Source organism: Mesorhizobium muleiense (genome assembly GCF_900099905.1).
GTDB classification, from domain to species: domain Bacteria; phylum Pseudomonadota; class Alphaproteobacteria; order Rhizobiales; family Rhizobiaceae; genus Mesorhizobium; species Mesorhizobium muleiense.
Map to the genome: position 1 here is coordinate 62,323 of NZ_FNEE01000023.1, position 21,735 is coordinate 84,057.

Below are 21,735 nucleotides of genomic sequence, written 5' to 3' on the forward strand. Positions count from 1 at the left end.
GCGAGGAGTTTGCGCTTCGCCCCCGCAAACGACGGTACCAGCAAAGCGGCAAGATGAAGCGTTCCGTTCCCTTCGAAATATTCCGCTATGCAGCGATCCTTGCCGCCATCGCGGTGACGCTGGTGCCGATCCTGTGGATGGTGTCGATGGCCTTCAAGCCGATCGCCGAATGGTCGGCGACCGGCGCCGAGCTGACCTGGTGGCCGAAGGATCCGACGCTCAGCAATTTCCGCTTTGTCTTCGGTGAATCGACCAACAACCTGATCGTCGCGCTCGACCGCACCGCCCTGAAGCCGATCCTGTCGTCGCTGCTGTCGGCCACCTTCGGAACGGCGATCGCCATGTCGGCGGGCACCGCGGCGGCCTACGGGCTGTCGCGCTTCGGCTCTGGCCAGAACCTGCCGCTGGCGCTGATCCAGCTCCGCCTGTTTCCGCCGATGGCGGTGATGACCCCGGTGATGATCATGTGGGCCTTCCTCAACTTCACCGACAGTTGGTGGGGGCTGTCGCTGATCTACGGCATCGTCACGCTGCCCTTTGCGTTCTGGCTGATGAAGACCTTCTTCGACGACATGCCGCGCGAGATCGAGGAAGCGGCGCTGGTCGAGGGCTGCTCGCGGCTGCGCGTCATCACCCGCATCACGCTGCCGATGATGCGCGCGCCGCTGGCCAGTGCCGCGCTGTTCGTCTTCATCCTCAACTGGTCGGACTATCTGATCGCGCTGCTTCTGACGACGCGCGAATGGGTGACGGTCCCCGTCTACATGGCCTCGCTGTCCTCCTCGATGACCGGGCAGCTCTATGGCGCCAAGGCAGCTCTCGGCCTGATCGCCGCGGTGCCGCCTGTGATCATGGGTATCGCCATCCAGCGCCATCTGGTGCGCGGGCTGACCTTCGGGGCGCTCAAGCAATGAGCGCCGCGACGGCCGCAATTTCGGAGCAGGCCCCCATCCCGGAGGACAACAGCCACGCGGCCCACGCAAACCCGGCTTTGCGTGATGAAGGGGCAAAGCTCGGTTTCCGGCTGACCTTGCCGGCGCAGATCCTGGTGCTGTTCATCGCGGTCTTCCCGCTCTTGATGCAGCTCTATATCAGCCTGACCGACTGGTCGCCGCTGTCGGGCCTCGGCTGGTGGAGCGCCTGGTCGCTGTGGAACAATTTTGCCAACTACACCGACCTTGCCGCCGACGCTCGGTTCTGGAGCGCGTTGAACCGCACCGCCATCGTCATGATCGTCTGCGTGCCGGCGGAATTCCTGCTCGGCCTGGCGCTCGCCACGCTGTTTGCCGACGAGTTTCCAGGCAAGCGGATCTTTTATTCGATCCTGCTGATGCCGATGATGGTGGTGCCGGCGGTGGCCGGCTACATGTTCTTCATGCTGTTCCAGTCGGGCGGCCCGGTCAACGACATCCTGTCGGCGCTATCAGGCTTTCCCGTCACCATCGCCTGGCTGTCGGACCCGACGCTGGCGCTCATCGCCGTCATGGTCGCCGATATCTGGCAGTGGACGCCGCTGATGTTCCTCATCCTGCTTGCCGGCCTGGTCGGCGTGCCCGAAGACCAGATCAAGGCGGCGACGCTGCTCGGCGCCAATCCCTGGCAACGCTTCGTCACCATCGTGCTGCCGAAGATGAAGACGATCATCATCATCGCGCTGGCGATCCGGGTGATCGAGAACTTCAAGATATTCGACACGCTCTACATCATGACCGGCGGCGGCCCCGGCGTCGCCACCGAAACCATCTCCGTCTATATCTACAAGGTCACCACCCAGGACCTGATCTGGGGCTATGTCGCGGCGATCGCGCTGGCCATATTGATCGTGCTGTCCATAGCCGCGGTGTTTGCCATGAAGCGCATGGCCCGGGCACGCGAGGTGACGGCATGAGCGCCATCCACCTGCAGAACCTGGTCAAGAAGTTCGGCGACTTCACCGCGCTGAAGACGATGGATCTTGCCATCGCCGACGGCGAGTTCATGGCGCTGCTCGGGCCGTCGGGCTGCGGCAAGTCGACGACGATGAACATGATCGCCGGCATGGAAGAGCCGACCAGCGGCAAGATCCTGTTCGGCGAGCGCGACATGGAAGGCGTGCCGATGGGACGCCGCGGCGTCGGCTTCGTCTTCCAGAACTACGCGATCTTCACCCACATGAGCGTGCGGCAGAACCTCGCCTACGGCCCCAAAATGCGCGGCGCGCCAAAGGCCGAGATCGACCGTCGCGTCGGCGCCATTGCCGAGATGCTGCAGCTGACTGCGCTGCTCGACCGCAAGGCCGACCGGCTGTCGGTCAACATATTGCAGCGGGTGGCGATCGGCCGCTCGGCGATCATGGAGCCGGCGATCTTCCTGCTCGACGAGCCGCTGTCCAATGTCGATGCCGCCTTCCGGGCGGTGATGCGGACCGAGCTGAAGCAGCTGCAGCGGCAGTTCCGGCAGACCATGGTCTATGTCACCCACGACCAGCTCGAAGCGATGACCATGGCCGATCGCATCGCGGTGATGGACCATGGCGTGCTGCAGCAAGTCGGCACGCCGTTAGAGGTCTACAACAATCCGGCCAACGTTTTCGTCGCCGGCTTCATCGGCGCACCGGGCATGAACCTGCTGAGGGGCAGGCCGGCGGAAAGCGACCGGGGCCTGGTCATCGACCTCGGCCCGCTCGGTGTCACGCCGCCGCTGCCGGACAATCTCGCCGTGGCGGTGAGGGCCGGGCGCGGAGATGTGCTCTACGGCTTTCGGCCGGAGCAGGTGATTCTCTCAGACCGCGGCCTGTCGATGCCGGTAACGTTTGTCGAGCGCATCGGCGCGCGCACCATCGTCCATCTCGGCCAGGGTGAGAGCGCGGTGAAGGCGGTGTTCGACAATGACGTCGGGCTGGCGATCGGGCAGACAGCAGTCGTCGCGCCGGCCCAGGCGTCGGTGCGCGTGTTCGATGCTGGTACTGGTTGCGCGATAAGGGCGGGAGGCTGAGATGTTCGTGCAGGTATTCTCAGGTCGGTGCTGCCCCTCACCCTTACCCTCTCCCCGTATAGAGACGGGGAGAGGGGGGCGCCGGCGTTGGAGCTTCACCCTTCTCCCCGTCACTATACGGGGAGCAGGTCCCGGCAGGCGGATGAGGGGCAGCGCCAACGCCGGTAGTCTGTCCGCAACCAGCGAAGCGGACTAAGACCATGGCCGATATCGTCTTCCGCAATGTGACGAAACGCTATGGAGACACGCTCGCCGTCGACGACGCCTCGTTCACTGTCAACGACAATGAGTTCTTCTGCTTCTTCGGCCCGCCGCTATCCGGCAAATCCACGATACTGCGCCTGGTGCTCGGACTGGAAACCCCCGATAGTGGCGAGATCCTGATCGGCGGCCGGCCGGTCAATACGGTGTCGCCAGCCGAGCGCAATGTCGCCATGGTGTTCCAGAACCTTGCGCTGTTTCCGCATATGAGTGCGCGCGACAATGTCCGCTTTCCCCTGGTCGAACGCCGGGTCGCCGAGGCCGATATCGTAAAACGTGTCGATGACGTCGCGGCCAAGCTGCATATCGGCCACATCCTGCACAAGCCGCCGGCGCAGCTTTCGGGCGGCGAGCGGCAGCGCGTGGCGATTGCCCGGGCGCTGGTGCGCGACCCCAATGCCTATCTGATGGACGATCCGATCTCGGCGCTCGATGCCAGGCTGCGCGAGGAGACTCGCGTCGAGCTGAAGCGCATCCAGCGCGAGCTTGGCAAGACGCTGATTTATGTCACGCACGACCAGGAAGAGGCGATGTCTGTCGCCGACCGCATCGCCATTCTGGAAAACGGCAGGATCAGGCAAACCGGCGCGCCGGCCGAGATCTATGATCGGCCGGCCAGCACCTATGTCGCGCGGCTGCTCGGTTCGCCGATGATGAACATCTTGAAGTCGGTGCGCAGCGCGGAAGGCGTCGAGGCGGCCGAAGGCGCGATCCGCATCGCGGACAAGGCCGCGCCGGCCGATGCCGTCGAGATCGGGCTCAGGCCGGAAGACATCAAGGTCCGGCCCTGGCTGGATGGGGAAATATCGGATGGCGGAATGTCGGTTGGGCGCGCGGGCCGCCCGGCACGAGTGTTCGAGGTCGAGCCGCTCGGCGGCTATACCGTCGTGACTCTCGCTGCCGGGCAGGCGCGCCTGCGGGCGCTGCTGCGCGGCCAGCCGGACATCAGGCCGGATGCGATGGTGGCGATATCCTGCGAGCCGGGCAGGGTGCATTATTTCGGGCAAAGCGGGGGAGCGCTGGCAAGATGACGGCGACCGCAAGCAACGAGGTTCGGGAGGAAGACATGGCGAGCGAAGGCGGGCCAAGAAACGGCTTCGAGCCGGACGTTAAAGTCCGCACCAGGGAGTACAGGATCGGCTGCGTTGGCGCCGGCATGATCATGGCCGAATGCCATCTTGCCGCCTACAAGGAAGCTGGTTTTCCCGTGGTGGCGATCGCCTCCAGGACCAAGGCCAGCGCCGAGAGGGTCGCCAGGCGCTGGGAGATCCCGACCGTCCACGACACGCCGGAACAATTGATCGAGGACAAAAACGTCGAGATCATCGACCTTGCGTTTCCGCCGGACCAGCAGCCGGCGCTGATCCGCCATGCGCTGAAGCAGCAGCATATCAAGGCGATCCTGGCGCAAAAGCCGCTGGCGCTGTCGCTCGATGAAGCGGTCAAACTGCGCGACGAGGCGGCCGTGGCCGGCAAGATCCTCTCGGTCAACCAGAACATGCGCTACGACCAGTCGATGCGGGTGCTGAAGCAGATCATCGACAGCGGCGCGCTCGGTGACATCGTCTTCGCCCAGATCGACATGCATGCGATCCCGCACTGGCAGACGTTTCTCGAGGACTACGACCGGCTGACGCTCGCCAATATGAGCGTCCACCATCTCGATGTGCTGCGTTTTCTGTTCGGCGATCCCGACGAGATCACCACGCTGACGCGCAAGGATCCGCGCACGCGCTTCGACCATTCCGACGGCATCACAGTTTCGACGCTGCGGTTTCCGTCCGGCGTGCTCGCTGTGTCGCTGGAGGATGTCTGGTCCGGCCCGCGCCAGGACGGCTACAAGGACGACCAGCACATCAACTGGCGCGTCGACGGCACTAAGGGCGTCGCCAAGGGCACGATAGGCTGGCCTACGGGTTCGGCCTCGACGCTGACCTATGCCTCGACCGAGACCACCGGCGGTGAATGGGTCACCCCTAGCTGGGAGACGATGTGGTTCCCGCATGCCTTCATCGGCGTGATGGAGCAACTCCAGCATGCGGTCAAGACGGGTGAGCCGCCGGCACTTTCCGTCGCCGACAACGTCAAGACCATGGCGCTGATCGAAGCCGGCTATCGCTCGATCGACGAGCGCCGCACGGTCAAGCTGTCCGAAATCTCGATAAACCCAATCAACTGAATCACTTACAGGGAGGATTTCACATCATGATGCAGGCAGGTATCTTCACGGGCTATTTCCCGTACGGCCTCAAGGAAACCGCGCAAAAGATCCGTGCGCTCGATTTCAACACGGTGCAGCTCGACCTGCATTTCAGGGATATCGACCTGTCGGCCGGGCAGATCACCAAGGACAAGGCCAGGACGGTTCGCGACACCTTCCGCGACCACAACCTGCCGGTGTGCTGCGTGTCGGGCTACACCAACATCATTCATCCGGACATCGGCGAGCGCGAGAGGCGCGTCGGCTATCTCAAGGAGATCATCCGCAATGCGCGAGAATTCGGCTCGCCTTACGTGATCTCGGAAACCGGCACCTACAACACCGAATCCGACTGGGTGCACCATCCCAAGAACAAGACCGAGGAAGGTTTTGAGGAATGCCGCAAGGTCATCGCCGACCTTGCCCAGACCGCCTACGACCACGGCGCGGTGTTCCTGCTCGAAACCTATGTCAACAATGTCGTCGGCTCGGTCGAGGAGACGGTGAAGATGTTCGCGCAGGTCGACCATCCCGGCCTCGGCCTGTTGATGGATCCGACCAACTATTTCGAGACCCATAACATCGACAGGATGGACCAGATCCTGAACCAGGTATTCGACACCCTGACCGACAAGATCAAAATAGCCCACGCCAAGGACGTCAAGCGCTCGGGCGGCGACAAGTCGGAGAAGCACGCCGATATCGGCGACGAGGACGCGCTGGAAAGCCACACTTTTCGCGGTGTCGGCGAGATCGAGCTGCCGGCGCCCGGCCTCGGTTCGCTGAACTACGACCTCTATCTCAAGCGGCTGTCCGAAAAGCACCCGAACATCCCGGTCATCATCGAGCACCTTTCGGAGGACGACGTGCCGCGCGCCAAGAAATTCCTCGACGAGAAATTCCGCGCCAACGGACTGTGACGGCCACAACAAAGGGAGGAAGAGAATGTTGAAATTCGTATCGAAAATCGCGGCTGCGGCGACCGTATTCGCCGGTGTTGCACTGGCTGAACCGGCGCTGGCGCAGGATGCTCAGAAGACGTTCTACCTGCTATCGCATGGCGGCCCGTCGGACGCCTTCTGGATCGACTGGAATGCAGGCGCGACCAAGGCCTGCGACCAGCTCAAGGTGACCTGCAAGATCTCGTTCAGCGGCGGCGACATGGCGGCGCAGAAGGAGGCCTTCAACTCCGCACTTGCCGCCAAGCCGGACGGCATCGCCACCACCTCGGCGCAGCCCGGCCTGTGGACCGAGGAGGTCAAGGCAGCCAAGGCGGCTGGCGTCCCGATCGTGTTCTTCAACACCGACGATCCGGCAACCGGCCGGCAGGCCTATGTCGGCGCCGACCTCAGGCAAGCCGGCGTCATCTGGGCGAAATATCTGGTCGACCACAAGATGGTGAAGCAGGGCGACAAGGTGTTCCTGCCGGTCGAGGTGCCGGGCGCCAGCTATCAGCAGCTCGAGACCGAAGGGATCGCCAGCGTCTTCGATCCGCTCGGCATCAAATACGACGTGGTCGATTGCGGCACCGATCCGGCCGGCATCATCGCCAAGATGACCGACTACATGGTCGCCAACAATCCGCCGGCAATCATCGCGCTCGGCGATTCCGTGGCGGCCAGCGTCAAGCGGGTGTTCGACGGCGCCGGCGTTCCGGCCGGCAAGATCCCGGTCGTCGGCTGGGGCAATTCCAGGGAAACCGCCGAAGCCGTCAAGACCGGCTTCGTCAACGCGGCTGCCTGGCAATTCCCGTCGGCGCAGGGCTTCATGCCGGTGGCGCTGCTCGGGCTTGCCGCCGCGGGCGAACCGATCGGCTACGATATCCACACTTTCAGCCTCTACGACGCATCGAGCGTCGAACCGATCCTGAAACTCTACGACAAGTGATTGAAACTGACGCCCGCTGCGCAGGCGGCGGGCGCCGCCCTGAGATATGGTCCAAGCAGTCATGACTATCGCCGCAGAACAGGAAATGCCGCGCTCCAAACGCAGGTCGAGCCTGATCCGCTCGCCGCAATTCTCTTCGCTCGTCATCCTGATTGTCCTGCTGGCGGTATTCGCGATCGCCGACGGGAACTTCCTGTCGCCGCTCAACATCTCCAACATGATGGCGTTCCTGCCCGAACTCGGCATCATCGCGCTCGGCATGACGCTGCTTCTGACGGCGGGCGAGTTCGACCTTTCGGTCGGCGCCGTGTTCGGCCTGGCGCCGGTCGTCGTCATGCTTTTGGTGCAGAACGGCGGGTTCGATATCGGCATCGCGCTGCTTGCCGGCCTGCTGCTCTGCATAGCGATCGGTGCGGTCAACGGGCTGATCGTCACCAAGATCGGCATCTCCTCGTTCCTGGTGACGCTGTCGATGCTGCTCGTCGTGCGAGGTGCAGCGCTCTACATCACGCAAGGCTTTCCGCTGAAATCCTGGGACCAGCCTGGCTTTTTCGTGACACTGCTGGCCGGCAGCTTCAATATCGGAACGTTCCGTTTCTATACCTCGCTGTGGTGGTTCATCGGCCTGTCGCTGCTGGCGATCTACGTGCTGCACTACGCCAAGCTCGGCAACTGGATCAGCGCCATCGGTTCGAACCGCAACGCTGCGGTGGCGCGTGGCGTGCCGGCCGACGCGGTCAAGGTCTGGCTGTTCATCCTGACCTCGGTGCTGGCGGGTCTGGCCGGCATGATCAGTGCGTTCCGCATCTCGGCCGCCTCGCCAGTGGCCGGCACCGGATACGAGCTCGAAGTGATCGCCATGGTGGTGGTCGGCGGCACGGCGCTGACCGGCGGGCGCGGCACCATCCTGGGCACCATCGTCGGCGCGCTGATGCTGCGCAGCATCCGCAACGGCATCGTGCTGATCGGCGTGCCCGGCCTCGCCTACAATATCTTCGTCGGCGTCATCATCCTTGCCATGCTCATCCTGCACGCTTTGCTGCAGAAGAACGCCGCCAGGAGCTGACCATGGAAGTGCTTCGACTGCACAATCTGCAAAAATCCTTCGGCAGCGTCCGCGCGCTGAAGAGCGCCTCCTTCACCCTCAACGAGGGCGAGGTGGTGGCCTTGCTCGGCGACAACGGCGCCGGCAAATCCACGCTGATCAAGGCGATCTCCGGCGTCTTCCCCGTCGACCGCGGCGACATTTATGTGCGCGGCCTAAAAGTCTCGATCCGCTCGACGCGCGGCGCCATGGATCTCGGCATCGAGACCATTCACCAGGACACGTCGCTGGCGCCGGACCTGAGCATCGCGCGCAATCTATTTCTCGGTCGCGAGCCGGTCAATCTGAAATGGCTGGGCGTGTTCGCGCCGCTCGACCTCGCCAAGCTGCGTGATGCCGCCGCGGCACTTTTGAAGCGCGTCGGCATCTCGAAAAAACTCGACGCCGATGCGCTGGTCAGCACGCTGTCGGGCGGTGAGCGCCAGTCGATCGCCATTTCGCGGGCCATGCAGTTCGCCGCCAAGGTCATCATCCTCGACGAGCCGACCAACAATCTCGGCGTCGAGGAAACGCACGGCGTGCTGCGTTTCGTCAAGGAGATGCGCGCCGCCGGCCATTCGGTGCTTTTGATCACCCACAACATCCATCATGTCTTCCAGGTCGCCGACCGCATCATCGTCATGCGCCGTGGCGAGATCGTCGCCGAGCAGACGGTCGCCGATACCGATCTGCTGACGGTGGAGAGTATCATCACCGGCGCCGACATGTCGGCCCTGCTCAAGGAGACGAGAGCGAAGTGAAGGAACTGGCCGTCACATGGTAGAACTTTACGGCAAGACGCTTTCGCGCCGGCAGGTATCGGAACGGTCCGGCATGCTGTCGCAATTCGCCGGCGTGCGGCTGATGACGCTCGGCGACGGGGTGGAGCGCGGCATCCGCATGCTCGAATTCCGCACCGGCTCCGGCCTGCGCTTCACCGCGCTGGTCGACCGGGCGCTCGACATCGCCGATTGCGATTTTAGGGGCCAGGCGATCGGCTGGCATTCGCCGAGCGGCTTTCGCCATCCCGGTCTGCACGAATATGAAGGCGAGGAGGGGCTGGCCTGGGCGCGGTCGTTTTCCGGCCTGCTGCTGACCTGCGGCCTTGACCATATATTGTTCATGAACGAGGTCCCCGCCGACAGCTACAATTATCCGCCGAAGAAGACGGTGCGCCATTCGCTGCATGGCCGCGTCAGCACCATCCCGGCGCGATTGACCGGCTATGGCGAGACATGGGACGGCGACCGCTGCGTGCTGTGGGCCGAAGGCTTCGTTCAGCAGTCGACGGTGTTCGGCGAGGATCTGCATCTGCTGCGGCGGATCGAGGCCGATGTCGGCGGCAACGAGATCCGGCTGTCGGACCGCGTCGTCAATCACGGTTTTAGCCGCACGCCGCATATGTACTTTTATCACATCAATGTCAGCCATCCGGTGCTCGACGAGGGCTCGCGCTACCTGGCGCCGATCCGCGACGTCGTCTGGGCGGGCCATGCCGGCGAGCGCTATGAGGCGCAGAAGGTCGGCTACCGCACGGCGCCGGCACCGCAACTGGGCTTCACGGAACAGGTCTGGCAGCACGAACTCGGCGCCGACGCCAACGGCGACGTGCCGGTGGCGGTGGTCAACGACCGTCTCGGCCTCGGTCTCGAAGTCGTCACCCGCAAGCACCAGTTGCCTTGCGCCTATGAGTGGCAGAATTTCCAGGCTGGGCATTATGCGCTCGGCATCGAGCCGTCGACGCATCATGTGCTGGGCAATCTGGCAGCGCGCGAACGCGGCGAGATGATCTGGCTGGAGCACGGCGAAAGCCGTTCGTACGAAGCGGTGTTTCGGGTTCTCGACGGCGCCGGCGAGATCGCCGCCGCCGAGAGCCGGATCGCAGCGATTGCCAGGCAGCCGCGGGAGGATTATCCGCGGCCATCGGGTCATTTTCCTGTTCTCGGAGGCAGGTCGTGACAATGGCGAAGGCGGTGCGAAACACCGGTTGGAAGGCTGGCCTTGGCCGGAGTGGAGAGGGCTCGCGGCGGTTCGAAAATTGGAGGTCACAATGGCTGGCAAGGTGAAGCGCGATTACAGCCTGGTCGGCGAAAGCACGCGGATTGCGATCGAGACCGGGCTAGCCTCGGCGGAGTGGTACCATACCGAGGTGCCGCGCAAGACGATGAAGGAACTGATGCACCGTTCCGACAGTCCGGCAATCCGCGACACGGCCATCTGGCTGGGCGCCATCCTGGTCTCCGCCGCCGCCGGCGTTTACTTCTGGGGCACCTGGTGGTGCGTGCCGTTCTTCTTCGCCTATGGCGTGCTCTATGCCTCGGCCAGCGATTCGCGCTGGCACGAATGCGGCCACGGCACGGCTTTCCGCACGCGCTGGATGAATGATGTCGTCTACCAGATTGCCAGCTTCATGCTGATGCGCAACCCGGTGACCTGGCGCTGGAGCCATGCCCGCCACCACACCGACACCATCATCGTCGGACGCGATGCCGAGATCGCCGTGATGCGCCCGCCGGACCTGCTGCGCACCGCACTCGCCTTCACCGGTATCCTCGACTTTCGCTATTCGCTTCCGGCACTGGCACGCCAGGCGTTCGGCAAGCTGACGCCGGACGAGAAAAGCTACGTGCCCGAGATGGAACAGCACAAGGCCGTCATCGCCGCGCGCTGGCATGTCGCCATCTACATCGCCACGATTGCGCTCGCCCTCACTATGCAGTCGTGGATACCGCTGGTGCTGATCGGCGGGCCGCGCCTCTACGGCACCTGGCATATGGTGCTGACCGGCCTGCTGCAGCACATCGGCCTGGCCGACAATGTGGTCGATCATCGGCTCAACAGCCGGACCGTCTACATGAACCCGATCAGCCGGTTCATCTACTGGAACATGAACTACCACGTCGAGCATCACATGTTTCCGATGGTGCCCTATCACACGCTGCCCAGGCTGCACGAATTGATCAGACACGATCTGCCGGAGCCGAACCCATCGATGTGGCATGCCTATCGCGAGGTTTGGCCGGTCCTGCTCAGGCAGCTCAAATATGAGGACTATTTCCTCAAGCGCGAACTGCCGCCGACGGCACGGCCCTATCGTGGCGAGTTCCACGAAGTGAACATGTCGGCAGCAGCTGAATAGCACTGTGCAGCAGCGCAAGGCGAAAATTCGGGAGAAAATAGAGATGGCCGATTGGGTCGAGGCGTGCACTGTGGACGATGTCGACGAAGAGGATGTCATCCGCTTCGATCATGACGGCCGCAGCTTCGCGATCTACCGTTCGCCGGATGACGAATTCTTCGCTACCGACGGCTTTTGCACACATGAAAAGGCGCATCTGGCCGATGGGCTTGTCATGGACGACATCATCGAATGCCCCAAGCACAATGGCCGCTTCAACTACAAAACCGGCCAGGCCAAGGGCGCGCCGGTCTGCGTCAATCTGCAGACCTATCCGGTGAAGGTCGAAGCTGGCAAGGTGATGATCCAGATCTAAAGCATGAAAAGTGGGAACCGGTTTTTGCTGCGCTGACCTTCGGTTCGGAAAAAATCATGCAAAATTGAAGCCTGACCAGCCTTCCGTAATGCAACATAGGGGACCAGAATCGATGAGCCGGAAAAGACCGACGGTGGCAGACCTGCGCGCCATGAAGGGCAAGCGGCAATTGACCATGCTGCGGGTGCTGACGATGGACGAGGCCGAGGCCGCTGAACGAGCCGGAGTCGACATTGTCTCGGTGCCGCCGGAACTGGTGCTCGATCCGCAATACCGCGATGCCGCACCCAGCCTGTTCACCATGCCGGGCGACAATTTCTACGAGATCGGCACAGCCGACGATTTCGTCCGCTGGGCGTTCCGGCTCTACAAGGCGAGCGCCGACGCGGTTTATTGCAGTGCCGGCTTTGCCACTGTCAAACGGCTGGCCGATGACAATATCCCGGTGATCGGCCATGTCGGCCTGATTCCGTCCCGCGCCACCTGGACCGGCGGCTTCAAGGCTGTCGGCAAAACCGCCGACAGCGCCATGCAGATTTTCGAGGCAGTCAAGCAATACGAAGCGGCCGGCGCGATCGGCGCCGAAATCGAAGTGGTGCCGGTCGAGGTGGCCAAGGCGATTTCGGAGCGAACCTCGCTGATCATGCTGTCGATGGGGGCCGGCACCGGCTGCGACGCGCAATATCTGTTCGCCGACGACATCCTTGGCCAGAACCGTGGCCACATGCCGCGCCATTCCAAGGTCTATCGCAATTTCGCCGCCGAATATGACCGCCTGCAGGCGGAACGCATCACTGCTTTTTCCGAATATGTCGCCGACGTCAACAGCCTGGCCTATCCCGAAGACAAGCATGTGGTGCATATGGACCCGGATCAGCTCGGTCAGTTCATGGAGAAGATCGACGCCGGATGAGATGCTCCGGCCAGGACCTGCTGTGACCTTCTCCCACAACAAGGGGAGAAGGAAAGGGCGCTGCTCGCTACACCGGCCGATATACCTTCTCTGCCGTGACTGGTCGCGAAACGACACGAAAGTTTGTTGGGCCATGTCTGGACGTCGTCGCCCAAATGCTGTTCAAACCGGTGCGTCATCGATTTGCCGGACAATCGCCTGGTCCCAGTGACGCGGGAAAACCTTTCGTACAGTTCTGCGCATGACCGCCATTCCCGAAAACAAAGCCTTGCCCGAAACCGCGACGGCGGCGCGGCAGGCGCGGCGCGTGGCATTGATCGTCGCCGTCGCCTTCTTCATGCAGCTTCTGGATTCGACGATCATCTCGACATCGCTGCCGCAGATGGGAGAATCCTTCGGCGTGCCGGCAGTGGCGATGAGCATCGGCATCACCGTCTACATGCTGACCATGGCGGTGTTCGTGCCGCTGTCCGGCTGGCTCGCCGACCGCTTCGGCGCGCGCAACATCTTCCTCGTGGCGATCGCCCTGTTCACGCTGGCCTCGATCGCCTGCGGCATCTCGCAGAACCTGACCCAGTTCGTCGCCGCGCGTGCCGTGCAGGGCCTGGGCAGTGCGCTGATGACACCGGTCGGCCGCATGCTGGTGCTGCGCAACGCCTCGAAGTCCGAGCTCCTCAACGCCACCGCGCTGATCACCTGGCCGGCGCTGTTCGCGCCGGTGATCGGGCCGGTGCTTGGCGGCTTCATCACCACCTATCTGTCCTGGCACTGGAATTTCTTCATCAACATTCCGCTCGGCGCGGCCGGCCTGGCGCTGGTCGCCCGCTTCATTCCCGGCGACCGCGCTTCCGAAACCAGGCCGCTCGACTGGCCGGGCTTCCTTGTGACCTCGGTCGGGCTTGCCTCAATGCTCTACGGCCTCGAACGCATCGCCCATCCGCAAGACGGCGCCTTGCCGACCGTGGCGCTGCTTGGCGCCGGCGTCCTGATCGGCTGGCTGGCCGTGCGGCACCTGGCGCGCGCCAAAAATCCGCTGCTCGACCTTGCGGCATTCAAGGTGCAGACTTTCGCCATATCGACACTGTCGGCCGGCACCATTTTCCGGGTCTCCATCAACGCCACGCCGTTCCTGCTGCCGCTGCTGTTCCAGGTCGGATTTGGCCTGAGACCCGTCGATGCCGGCATGCTGATCCTGGCTTATTTCCTCGGCAATCTCGGCATGAAGACGGTGACGACGCCGACGCTGAAGCGCTTCGGTTTCCGTTCGGTGCTGGTCGTCAACGGCGTGATCGCATCGCTGTCGATCATGGCCTGCGCGGCGATATCGCCGCAGACCCCGCAAGCGCTGGTGGTGGCGCTGATGCTGATTGCCGGGCTGACGCGGTCGATGCAGTTCACCGCGCTCAACACGCTGGCCTTCGCCGATATCGCTTCGGCGCAGCGCAGCTCGGCGGCGACGTTGTCCAGCATGCTGCAGCAGGTGGCGATGCTGTTCGGCGTGGCGGTCGCCGCGGCGCTGCTCAACCTGTCGCAGATCGCCAGGGCCGGGGCGGCGCCCGACCTGGTCGACTTCCGCCTCGCCTTCCTGGCGATCGGCGCCATCGGGCTCGTGGCCTCGTTCCGCTTCCTGGCGCTGCCGCCTGCCGCCGGCGCCGAGGTTTCGGGTCATCGGGCGTGACCTTCTCCCACAAGGGTGTTTGGAAGGGGGGCAGCGCGTCACACCGGCCGATATACCTTTTCCGCTGTGTTCCAAAAAATGTCCGCCTCTGCCGCCGCACCATGCTTGGCTGCCGCCTCCCGGTGCGCCTTGATCAGTTCGGCATGGCTGGTCCATAGCTTTTCGATCGGGAAGTTGGAGCCGAACATCAGACGGTCGCTGCCGAGGATGTCGATTGCGTTGTCGACGATGTAGGCGATCAGCGCCGGGTCGTTGCGGTGGACGAAGGTGCCGAGGCCGGACAGCTTGGCGTAGAGGTTTGGCGCTGCTGAAAGCGAGCGCAGGCCGGCCTTCCAGGCTTGCGTGGTTTCCTCCGACATGTCGGTCAGCATGCCGGCATGGGTGAGGATGAAGTTGGTCTCGGGATTTTCGCCGACAAGCGTCAGCCCGTCCTTCATCTGGGCCGGGAAAAGCTGCAGGTCGAAGGACAGGCCATAGTCCTTCAGCCGCGCCACATTGGCCCGCACCTTCGGGTCGACGACCTGATCGGCGGACGCGGCAAAGCGGAAGGCCGGCGTTTCGTGCCAGTGCAATTGCATGCGCACGCCGCGCAGCAGGGGGTACTTGATCAGTCGGTCGATCTGATGGCGTACATCGTCCACCGTCATGTCGGCATAGCCGACGATGGCGTGCGGCCAACCGGTTTCGTCAGCCGTCGTCTGCAGGAAGGCGACTTCCTTCTCGAAATCCTCCTTGGCCCAGTTGGTCTGGACATAGACCGCCTTCTCGACATCAGAGCCTTGCTGGTCGGCGAGGAATTCCTCGATCGGGTAGTCGCGTCGGATCGGCTCGTAGGGACCGAAGATGCGCGGCACCATCGGCCCGCGCAGCCAGGGCTGATCCTCCTGGCGCCAGATATGGAAATGCGCGTCGATCGCCTTTTTCATCATGAAACCCTTTTCCAGATTGCTGCCGCCGCCGGAGCGGGGCGGGCGAGCGACAGGATGAAATCGGTGAGACCGGCGATCGAAGAACCGTCGACGAGATCGTCGAGCACCGGCAGGATGGCGCGAAGTGCTGCCGTCGCCGGCCGGAAACGCGGATCGCCGGCCAGAGGCGTCGCCAGCGAAAGCCGGAAGGCGCGTGCGCTCAGCCGGCGCATCGCCATTTCCAGCTCGGCATGGTCGCCGCGCTCCAGCGCATCCGACAGGATGACGACCGCCGCGCCGCGTGCAAATGAGGAAAAGCGCGGCACCGACAGGAAGGCGAGCAGCGTCGGTCCCATTCGGGTGCCGCCATCCCAGTCGTCGACCAGCGCTGCCACGCGAGCGAGCGCCTGGTCGCGGTCGCGAATGCGCAGCGCCATGGTGATGCGGGTCAGCCGCGTGCCGAAGGTGAAAATTTCAGCCCGGTCCGCGCCTTGCACCGCTGCATGCGCCAGCTTGAGATAGTCCGATGTGTAGAGCTTCATCGAGCCGGACACGTCGATCAGCAGCAAAAGCTTGCGCGGCACGGTCTGCCGGCGGCGCAGCAGCGGCGACGGTATATCGCCGTCGGCACTGACGATTTCGCGCAGCGACCGGCGCAGATCGAGCTTGCCGCGCGCGTGCGTGCGTACGGTGCGGAAGGAGCGACGGGCGGGCAAGGCGCTAGCAAGTTTGCGGCGGAAGGCGGCAAGGCCGTCGCCGTCACGCTTGAAGTCGCGGGCGCTCAACTGTTCGGCGCCGGACGACAGCGCACCGCCTTCCGCCTGGCGCGCCACCTCGTTGTCCTCGTCGCTGGCGCCGCCGTCGTCCTTGATGCGGGTTTCCCCGTCGGCCTCGCCCTCGACGAGGGCAGCCGTGTTGCCGTAGAAATAGCTTTGGAAATGCGCCTCGAATTCGCCGCGGCGGTCGGGCGGCGGCGCCAGCGTGGCAAGCGCCGCCTCGTGGATGTCGGCTATCGAGCGGGGCCCGAGCAGCGTCACCGCCTGCATGAAGCCTGACACCTGCTCGGGCGCCACTGGAAAGCCGTAGCGGCGCAGCAGCCGGCCAAAGCCGAGCAAGGGTGCAGCCGCCCGGGGTAGGGCCGCGGGGCTCACGCCAATGCCTCCTCGACGATCCGGCCAAGCTCGGGGGCGATGTAGGACAGGTCCTCCTCATCCTTGATCAGCACGCCGATGGCGCGGCGGAACGCTTCCGGCCACGGGCTGCCGCCCTTTTCGAGGATCGTCGCGGCGTTGGCCCATTCGACCGCTTCGGCGATGCCCGGCGGCTTGGCCAGCGGGCGGGCGCGGATGTCGCGCACGGCGGTAGCCACGGCGCGCGCCGTGGCGTTGGCGACGTCGCCGGCGCGCAGCATGATGATTTCGGCCTCGCGCTCGGCGTCGGGATAGGTGATCCAGTGGTAGACGCAGCGCCGCCGCAGCGCTTCCGCCAGTTCGCGGGTGCGGTTCGAGGTCAGGACGACGATCGGCTGCGTTTTGGCGTGGATGGTGCCGCGCTCGGGAATGCTAATCTGGAAGTCGGACAGGAACTCCAGCAGCAGCGCTTCGAATTCATGGTCGGAACGGTCGATCTCGTCGACCAGCAGCACGCGCTTTTCCGGCGCCTTCAGCACCTGCAGCAGCGGCCGTGCGATCAAAAAACGGTCGTCATAGATGTCGACCTCATGCTCGCCGGCATGGCGGATGGCGAGCAACTGGCGCTGGTAGTTCCATTCGTAGAGCGCGTGTGCTGCGTCGATGCCTTCGTAGCATTGCAGCCGCACCAGGTCGCGCCCGAGCAGTTCGGCTATCGCCTTGGCCGCTTCGGTCTTGCCGACGCCCGGCGCGCCTTCGAGCAGCAGCGGCTTGCCCAGCCGGATCGCCAGGAAAATGGCGGTGGCCAGGCTTTCATCGGCCAGATAGCGCGAGGCGGCGAGGCGCGATGCCACCGCCTCCGGCGAGATCACGACAGTGTCGGCGCTTCTAGTCCGGCCGCTTCTTTTGGGCATTTCCAGCACTCAGTTCGAGGCTTGCGCCTTCAGCGCCCGCAGGATGCGTTCCGGCGTGATCGGCAGCGTGTCGATGCGCACGCCGACGGCGTCGAAGACCGCGTTGGCGACCGCCGGGATTTGCGGGTTGGCGCACATTTCGCCCGGCCCCTTGGCGCCAAAGGGTCCGTCGGCCGAGGGCCTCTCCAGCACGATGATCTCGGTTTGCGCAAGATCGCCTGGTCCCGGCATCAGATACTGGTTGAAGTCGGTGCCGCCATGATCGCGGTCGGGGTAATAGGGTTCCGTCGTCTCGTAGAGCGCGTGGCTGATGGCCATCCACGAGCCGCCGACGAGCTGCTGCTCGACCATTTTCGGGTTCAGCGCGCGGCCGATCTCGAAGACATTCCTGACCGTCAGCACGGTGACCTCGCCGGTTTCGTCGTCGACCTCGACCTCGGCCACGGTGCAGGCGTGCGCATAGCAGGTCGACGGTTTCATCGCGCCGGTTTCTTTCTCGGGATAGGAGCGCGGGATCAAGAACATGCCGCGGCCGGAAATCGAGCGGCCGCGCTTGAAATGCGCCGACAGCGCGACATCGAAGATCGAGATCGATCTTTGCGGCGCACCCTTGACCAGGATGTTGCCCTGGCCGTCGGTCTCGAGGTCCGAGGCGTTCACTTCCAGTTCCTCGGCCGCCACTTCCAGCATGACCTGGCGGGCTTCCCTGGCCGCCTGGATGACGGCGTTGCCAGCGCGATGTGTGCCGCGCGAGGCGAAGGTGCCCATGCAGTGCGGGCCGGTGTCGGTGTCGGCGGTGTCGACAATAACGCGGTCGGTCGGCACGCCGATCGTCTCGGCACAGATCTGCGCCATGATCTGCTTCATGCCCTGGCCGAGATCGACGCTCGACAGCGTTACCATGAAATTGCCGGTCGGCGTCGAATGGACCAGCGCCTGGGTTGGATCGCCGCCGAGGTTCATGCCTGTCGGATAGTTGATCGCGGCGACGCCGCGCCCGCGCCTGATCGCCATTTCAAGCTCCCTTCGCGTAGGACGATATCGCCATGAATTTTTCCGCCACCGGCCAGTTGGCGGCGCGCGAGGCTTCCTGCATGCACTCGATCAGAGCCGCGCCCTCGGTCGGCTGGCGGTGCGCCTTGATGTCGCCGTCGCGGTAGGCGTTGATGAAGCGGAATTCTAGCGGGTCCATGCCGATCAGCCGGGCGAGCTTGTCCATCTGCACCTCAAGCGCGAAATCGCCGATGGTGACGCCGAAGCCGCGCATGGCGGAGGAGGGAGTGCGGTTGGTGTAGACGCAGTAGGTGTCGATCCAGACATTCGGGATGGTGTAAGGGCCGGGATAGTGGCCGGCGCCCTTCTGCGCGCCATAGGGCGAATGGCGCGAATAGGCCCCGGCGTCGGTGTAGCCGGTGACTTTTCTGGCGACGATGCGGCCATCCTTCATGACGCCGTCCTTGATGACGACCTTTTCGGCGGCGCGCGGCGAGGAAATCTGCATCTCCTCCTCGCGGCTGTAGATGAAGGAGACCGGCCGCCCGGTCAGCTTGGCGCCGAGGATGGCGATCGGCTCGACGATGACGTCGACCTTGCCGCCAAAGCCGCCGCCGACGGTGCCGCCGACGAAATGCAGTCTGTTGCCGGGCATCTGCAGGATGATCGAGGCGTTGTCGAGGGTGAAGAACATCGCCTGCGTATTGGTGTAGCAGGTGAAGCGGTCGTTGCCCTCCGGCGCGACGATGCAGCCGGTCGTCTCGGTCGGCGCGTGCTCGATCGGCGACGATTGATAGGTCTGCTCGAGCACGTGATCGGCGCCGGCGAAACCGGCCTCGACATCGCCGAAGCGCACCTTGCGGCATTCGCCGCTGTCATAGAGGTAATAATTCCGGCCGTGATATTCGTTGACAACAGGCGCGCTGGGCTTCAGCGCTTCTTCCATGTCGAAAACGGCCGGCAGCACCTCGTAGTCGACCTTGACCTTGGCCGCCGCTTCCTGGGCGGCACGCTCGGTCTCGGCCAGCACCGCTACCACGGCTTCTCCCTTCCAGCGCACCTTGCCGTCGGCCAGCACCGTCTCGTCCTCCGGGCCGATCTGGATCAGGATCAGGATGGTGTAGACATTGTGCGGCACGTCCTTGGCGGTCAGGATTTTCACCACGCCCGGGTGCTTCTGCGCCTCTGAAGTGTCGATGCTGCGGATGCGGGCGTGATGATGCGGGCTGCGCACCATCTTCAGATGCAGCATGCCTGGAAAATTGCGGTCGGCGAAATAGGCGGTCTTGCCGGTGACGTGACCGGGCGAATCGGAGCGCGGCCGTGGTTGGCCGATCTCGTGCAGATCGTCCGTGCGCTGGTCGGCGAAGTAGCTCTTGCGGAGTTCCATCTTTTCGACTCCCCTCAAGCTGCGTTCTGCGAATTGGACCGCGCGGCGGTCAGCACCGCCTGGATGATCGGCTCGTAGCCGGTGCAGCGGCAGATATTGCCCGACAGCGCCTCGACCACCTCGTCGCGGCTGGGGTCCGGCGTGTGATCGAGCAGCACCTTGGCGGCCATGAGCATGCCCGGCGTGCAGAAGCCGCATTGGGTGGCGAAGGCGTCGAGGAAGGCGCGCTGCAAGGGATGCAGCACGCCGCCTTGCGAAAGCCCTGACGTCGTGGTGATCGCCGCACCGTTGCAGGTTTCGGCGAGCGTCAGGCAGGACAGCCGCAACTCGCCGTCGATGATGACCGAGCAGGCGCCGCATGTGCCCTGATGGCAGCCGCCTTTCGGCGAGGTGTCGCCGATCTTGTCGCGCAGCGCATTGAGCAGCGTCGTGCCGCTGTCGATGAATTCGGCCTTCTCCGCGCCGTTGAGCATGAACTGAACCGGGATCTTTGCCATCTTTTACTCCTTGCGCCGCAGCCGGGCGGAGATGCGCGCCATCGGCTTTCAGGCGAGCAAAAGCCGGCCGAGATGGACCGGCAGGACTTCGTTGCGATACCAGGCACTGGCGACCGCATCGGTAATCGGCGAGGTGCCGTCGCTCGCGACGGCCAGCGCCGGCGCGATGCCATCGCTGGTGAGTTTCCTGCCGAGCAGCGCCTTCTCCGCCGCCTTGGCGCGCATCGGCCGGTCGGCCAGGCAGCCAAGCGCGATGTGCGCCGATGACACGGTTCCGTCCGGCGCTTGTTCCAGCACGGCGGCGATGCTCAGCACCGAGACGCCCTTCGGCTTGACCCGCGATATTTTCAGGAAGCGAAAGCCGCCCTCCAGTGGCAAGCTGAAGCCGACCGAAGTGACGATGGCGTGATTGTCTTCGCGTTTTGCCAGGAAGGTTTCGATCGGCACCTCGCCGTCATCGGTGCCGACGGTTGCGCCCAGTGCCAACAGCGCGACGGTGAAATCGCCATAGGGCGCCGGGGCGAAGAGATTGCCGCCGATGGTCGCCATGTTGCGGATCGCCGGGCCGCCGACGGCGCGCGCGGCGCGGGCAAGGGAAGACAGATCCGGGTGACGGGCCATCGCCGCCATGGTCACCGAAGCGCCGATGCGGACCTCCCTGCCGGAAACGGTGATGGCCGACAGCGCCGGTTCGGTCGACCTGATGAGGCCGGAGACCGAAACGTCGCCTTCATTGGCGGCGCGCACGACCAGCGTGCCGCCGCCGAGATAGCGGGTGCCGGCGGCTTTCAGCGCCGCATTGGCGTCCTTGACCGTCGAGAAAGTCTGCAGTGCAAGCGCCATGGAACGCTCCTTTTTTGTGAGCCCCATTCAGCTCAACCCTGGCCGGCGAAATGGGTCTTCAGGGCGTTAAAGCCGCCCTGGAAGACGTTGGCGCCCATGCCTTCGGCCAGCTTGTCAGATTCTTCCGGGGCCGCGTCGAAGCTGGCGGTCCATTCGGCATAGGTGCGGTCGCCATCGGTCACCCGACGCAGCTGCAGCGTCGCCTTGTGGTTGGTCAGCGGTTGCGGCGTCTCCAGGATGGAGTAGCTGACGAGGAAATTGTCGTCGGAGAAGTCGAGCAGCTTCTCGCGGATGCGGGCGCCGCTGGCGAGCTGGAAATTGCGCACGCAGCCGATCGCTCCGGCTTCCTTGCCGTCCTCGATATGGCTCTCGACCATGCGCGGGTGCCAGCTCGGCAGCCCGTTGAAGTCGCGTATGCGCGCCCAGACCTTTTCGACCGGTGCGTCGATGACGCTGGAGACGGTGACTTTCGCCATATGATGCTTCCCTTGCAGATAGCTGTGTCGCGAGGGTAGGGCGGCGAGCCCGGCAGCGCTTATCAATGCGTCTTGAACGCCTATCAATAAGTCT

The 21,735-nt window shown here is 64.1% G+C and carries 22 protein-coding genes; 14 read left to right on the plus strand and 8 right to left on the minus strand.

What is annotated here, in order from left to right; all coding sequences use genetic code 11:
- Positions 1-53 precede the first annotated feature (53 nt).
- The 14 genes from BLT09_RS27560 to BLT09_RS27625 all read left to right on the plus strand — a co-directional run bounded on the left by BLT09_RS27560 (position 54) and on the right by BLT09_RS27625 (position 14,490).
- On the plus strand, positions 54-914 hold the full coding sequence (locus BLT09_RS27560) for a carbohydrate ABC transporter permease (protein WP_091599115.1): 861 nt from the start codon (positions 54-56) through the stop codon (positions 912-914).
- Positions 911-1,888, plus strand: coding sequence for a carbohydrate ABC transporter permease (locus tag BLT09_RS27565; protein ID WP_236473369.1), 978 nt, complete (start codon positions 911-913; stop codon positions 1,886-1,888). Before BLT09_RS27560 ends, BLT09_RS27565 begins: the two co-directional genes overlap by 4 nt.
- Complete coding sequence (locus BLT09_RS27570) at positions 1,885-2,973, plus strand: ABC transporter ATP-binding protein (protein ID WP_091599118.1); 1,089 nt, start codon at positions 1,885-1,887, stop codon at positions 2,971-2,973. The genes BLT09_RS27565 and BLT09_RS27570 overlap by 4 nt, the downstream gene beginning before the upstream one ends.
- A 200-nt stretch (positions 2,974-3,173) precedes the next feature.
- Complete coding sequence (locus tag BLT09_RS27575) at positions 3,174-4,265, plus strand: ABC transporter ATP-binding protein (protein WP_091599121.1); 1,092 nt, start codon at positions 3,174-3,176, stop codon at positions 4,263-4,265.
- 35 nt (positions 4,266-4,300) lie between these two features.
- The gene (locus BLT09_RS27580) at positions 4,301-5,413 is read left to right on the plus strand and encodes a Gfo/Idh/MocA family protein (protein ID WP_091599199.1); all 1,113 of its coding nucleotides are present in this window, start codon (positions 4,301-4,303) and stop codon (positions 5,411-5,413) included.
- A 26-nt stretch (positions 5,414-5,439) separates the two neighbouring features.
- Positions 5,440-6,354, plus strand: a complete 915-nt coding sequence (locus tag BLT09_RS27585; protein WP_091599124.1) for a sugar phosphate isomerase/epimerase family protein — start codon at positions 5,440-5,442, stop codon at positions 6,352-6,354.
- Positions 6,355-6,379: 25 nt separating this feature from the next.
- Complete coding sequence (locus BLT09_RS27590; RefSeq protein WP_091599127.1) at positions 6,380-7,321, plus strand: sugar ABC transporter substrate-binding protein; 942 nt, start codon at positions 6,380-6,382, stop codon at positions 7,319-7,321.
- A 61-nt stretch (positions 7,322-7,382) separates the two neighbouring features.
- Complete coding sequence (locus tag BLT09_RS27595) at positions 7,383-8,387, plus strand: ABC transporter permease (RefSeq protein WP_236473371.1); 1,005 nt, start codon at positions 7,383-7,385, stop codon at positions 8,385-8,387.
- The gene (locus BLT09_RS27600) at positions 8,384-9,166 is read left to right on the plus strand and encodes an ATP-binding cassette domain-containing protein (RefSeq protein WP_167366554.1); all 783 of its coding nucleotides are present in this window, start codon (positions 8,384-8,386) and stop codon (positions 9,164-9,166) included. The genes BLT09_RS27595 and BLT09_RS27600 overlap by 4 nt, the downstream gene beginning before the upstream one ends.
- 16 nt (positions 9,167-9,182) lie before the next feature.
- Positions 9,183-10,364 (plus strand): aldose 1-epimerase family protein, encoded by a 1,182-nt coding sequence (locus tag BLT09_RS27605; protein WP_091599136.1) that lies wholly within the window; start codon positions 9,183-9,185, stop codon positions 10,362-10,364.
- A gap of 91 nt (positions 10,365-10,455) precedes the next feature.
- On the plus strand, positions 10,456-11,544 hold the full coding sequence (locus BLT09_RS27610) for a fatty acid desaturase family protein (RefSeq protein WP_091599139.1): 1,089 nt from the start codon (positions 10,456-10,458) through the stop codon (positions 11,542-11,544).
- A gap of 43 nt (positions 11,545-11,587) precedes the next feature.
- Positions 11,588-11,899: a MocE family 2Fe-2S type ferredoxin gene (locus BLT09_RS27615; RefSeq protein WP_091599142.1), complete on the plus strand. Its 312-nt coding sequence runs from the start codon at positions 11,588-11,590 to the stop codon at positions 11,897-11,899.
- 112 nt (positions 11,900-12,011) lie between these two features.
- On the plus strand, positions 12,012-12,812 hold the full coding sequence (locus BLT09_RS27620) for a 3-methyl-2-oxobutanoate hydroxymethyltransferase (RefSeq protein ID WP_091599145.1): 801 nt from the start codon (positions 12,012-12,014) through the stop codon (positions 12,810-12,812).
- A 241-nt stretch (positions 12,813-13,053) separates the two neighbouring features.
- Positions 13,054-14,490, plus strand: a complete 1,437-nt coding sequence (locus tag BLT09_RS27625; RefSeq protein ID WP_091599148.1) for a DHA2 family efflux MFS transporter permease subunit — start codon at positions 13,054-13,056, stop codon at positions 14,488-14,490.
- A gap of 38 nt (positions 14,491-14,528) precedes the next feature.
- Here BLT09_RS27625 and BLT09_RS27630 read toward each other — a convergent pair whose 3' ends face one another.
- Genes BLT09_RS27630 through BLT09_RS27665 form a run of 8 tightly spaced genes read right to left on the minus strand, consistent with a single transcriptional unit; the run spans position 14,529 to position 21,641 of the window.
- Entirely contained in the window at positions 14,529-15,416 is an 888-nt protein-coding gene (locus BLT09_RS27630; protein ID WP_167366555.1) for an amidohydrolase family protein, read from the minus strand.
- Complete coding sequence (locus BLT09_RS27635) at positions 15,416-16,492, minus strand: vWA domain-containing protein (protein WP_268931418.1); 1,077 nt, start codon at positions 16,490-16,492, stop codon at positions 15,416-15,418. The genes BLT09_RS27630 and BLT09_RS27635 overlap by 1 nt, the downstream gene beginning before the upstream one ends.
- Before the next feature lie 53 nt (positions 16,493-16,545).
- Positions 16,546-17,442, minus strand: a complete 897-nt coding sequence (locus BLT09_RS27640) for an AAA family ATPase (protein WP_091599202.1) — start codon at positions 17,440-17,442, stop codon at positions 16,546-16,548.
- A gap of 9 nt (positions 17,443-17,451) precedes the next feature.
- Positions 17,452-18,456: a xanthine dehydrogenase family protein molybdopterin-binding subunit gene (locus tag BLT09_RS35585; RefSeq protein WP_091599157.1), complete on the minus strand. Its 1,005-nt coding sequence runs from the start codon at positions 18,454-18,456 to the stop codon at positions 17,452-17,454.
- Position 18,457: 1 nt separating this feature from the next.
- The gene (locus BLT09_RS35590) at positions 18,458-19,825 is read right to left on the minus strand and encodes a xanthine dehydrogenase family protein molybdopterin-binding subunit (protein WP_091599162.1); all 1,368 of its coding nucleotides are present in this window, start codon (positions 19,823-19,825) and stop codon (positions 18,458-18,460) included.
- Between the two features lie 14 nt (positions 19,826-19,839).
- Positions 19,840-20,322, minus strand: coding sequence for a (2Fe-2S)-binding protein (locus BLT09_RS27655; RefSeq protein WP_091599165.1), 483 nt, complete (start codon positions 20,320-20,322; stop codon positions 19,840-19,842).
- A 48-nt stretch (positions 20,323-20,370) separates the two neighbouring features.
- Positions 20,371-21,165, minus strand: coding sequence for an FAD binding domain-containing protein (locus BLT09_RS27660; RefSeq protein WP_091599205.1), 795 nt, complete (start codon positions 21,163-21,165; stop codon positions 20,371-20,373).
- 32 nt (positions 21,166-21,197) lie between these two features.
- Entirely contained in the window at positions 21,198-21,641 is a 444-nt protein-coding gene (locus BLT09_RS27665; RefSeq protein WP_091599167.1) for an SRPBCC family protein, read from the minus strand.
- Positions 21,642-21,735 lie beyond the last annotated feature (94 nt).

What these genes read in the sequence shown, in the direction of transcription:
- BLT09_RS27560 (WP_091599115.1), top strand. Translation starts at nt 54, where the DNA reads ATGAAGCGTTCCGTTCCCTTCGAAATATTCCGCTATGCAGCGATCCTT.
- BLT09_RS27565 (WP_236473369.1), top strand. Translation starts at nt 911, where the DNA reads ATGAGCGCCGCGACGGCCGCAATTTCGGAGCAGGCCCCCATCCCGGAG.
- BLT09_RS27570 (WP_091599118.1), top strand. Translation starts at nt 1,885, where the DNA reads ATGAGCGCCATCCACCTGCAGAACCTGGTCAAGAAGTTCGGCGACTTC.
- BLT09_RS27575 (WP_091599121.1), top strand. Translation starts at nt 3,174, where the DNA reads ATGGCCGATATCGTCTTCCGCAATGTGACGAAACGCTATGGAGACACG.
- BLT09_RS27580 (WP_091599199.1), top strand. Translation starts at nt 4,301, where the DNA reads ATGGCGAGCGAAGGCGGGCCAAGAAACGGCTTCGAGCCGGACGTTAAA.
- BLT09_RS27585 (WP_091599124.1), top strand. Translation starts at nt 5,440, where the DNA reads ATGATGCAGGCAGGTATCTTCACGGGCTATTTCCCGTACGGCCTCAAG.
- BLT09_RS27590 (WP_091599127.1), top strand. Translation starts at nt 6,380, where the DNA reads ATGTTGAAATTCGTATCGAAAATCGCGGCTGCGGCGACCGTATTCGCC.
- BLT09_RS27595 (WP_236473371.1), top strand. Translation starts at nt 7,383, where the DNA reads ATGACTATCGCCGCAGAACAGGAAATGCCGCGCTCCAAACGCAGGTCG.
- BLT09_RS27605 (WP_091599136.1), top strand. Translation starts at nt 9,183, where the DNA reads ATGGTAGAACTTTACGGCAAGACGCTTTCGCGCCGGCAGGTATCGGAA.
- BLT09_RS27610 (WP_091599139.1), top strand. Translation starts at nt 10,456, where the DNA reads ATGGCTGGCAAGGTGAAGCGCGATTACAGCCTGGTCGGCGAAAGCACG.
- BLT09_RS27615 (WP_091599142.1), top strand. Translation starts at nt 11,588, where the DNA reads ATGGCCGATTGGGTCGAGGCGTGCACTGTGGACGATGTCGACGAAGAG.
- BLT09_RS27620 (WP_091599145.1), top strand. Translation starts at nt 12,012, where the DNA reads ATGAGCCGGAAAAGACCGACGGTGGCAGACCTGCGCGCCATGAAGGGC.
- BLT09_RS27625 (WP_091599148.1), top strand. Translation starts at nt 13,054, where the DNA reads ATGACCGCCATTCCCGAAAACAAAGCCTTGCCCGAAACCGCGACGGCG.
- BLT09_RS27630 (WP_167366555.1), bottom strand. Translation starts at nt 15,416, where the DNA reads ATGAAAAAGGCGATCGACGCGCATTTCCATATCTGGCGCCAGGAGGAT.
- BLT09_RS27640 (WP_091599202.1), bottom strand. Translation starts at nt 17,442, where the DNA reads ATGCCCAAAAGAAGCGGCCGGACTAGAAGCGCCGACACTGTCGTGATC.
- BLT09_RS35585 (WP_091599157.1), bottom strand. Translation starts at nt 18,456, where the DNA reads ATGGCGATCAGGCGCGGGCGCGGCGTCGCCGCGATCAACTATCCGACA.
- BLT09_RS35590 (WP_091599162.1), bottom strand. Translation starts at nt 19,825, where the DNA reads ATGGAACTCCGCAAGAGCTACTTCGCCGACCAGCGCACGGACGATCTG.
- BLT09_RS27655 (WP_091599165.1), bottom strand. Translation starts at nt 20,322, where the DNA reads ATGGCAAAGATCCCGGTTCAGTTCATGCTCAACGGCGCGGAGAAGGCC.
- BLT09_RS27660 (WP_091599205.1), bottom strand. Translation starts at nt 21,165, where the DNA reads ATGGCGCTTGCACTGCAGACTTTCTCGACGGTCAAGGACGCCAATGCG.
- BLT09_RS27665 (WP_091599167.1), bottom strand. Translation starts at nt 21,641, where the DNA reads ATGGCGAAAGTCACCGTCTCCAGCGTCATCGACGCACCGGTCGAAAAG.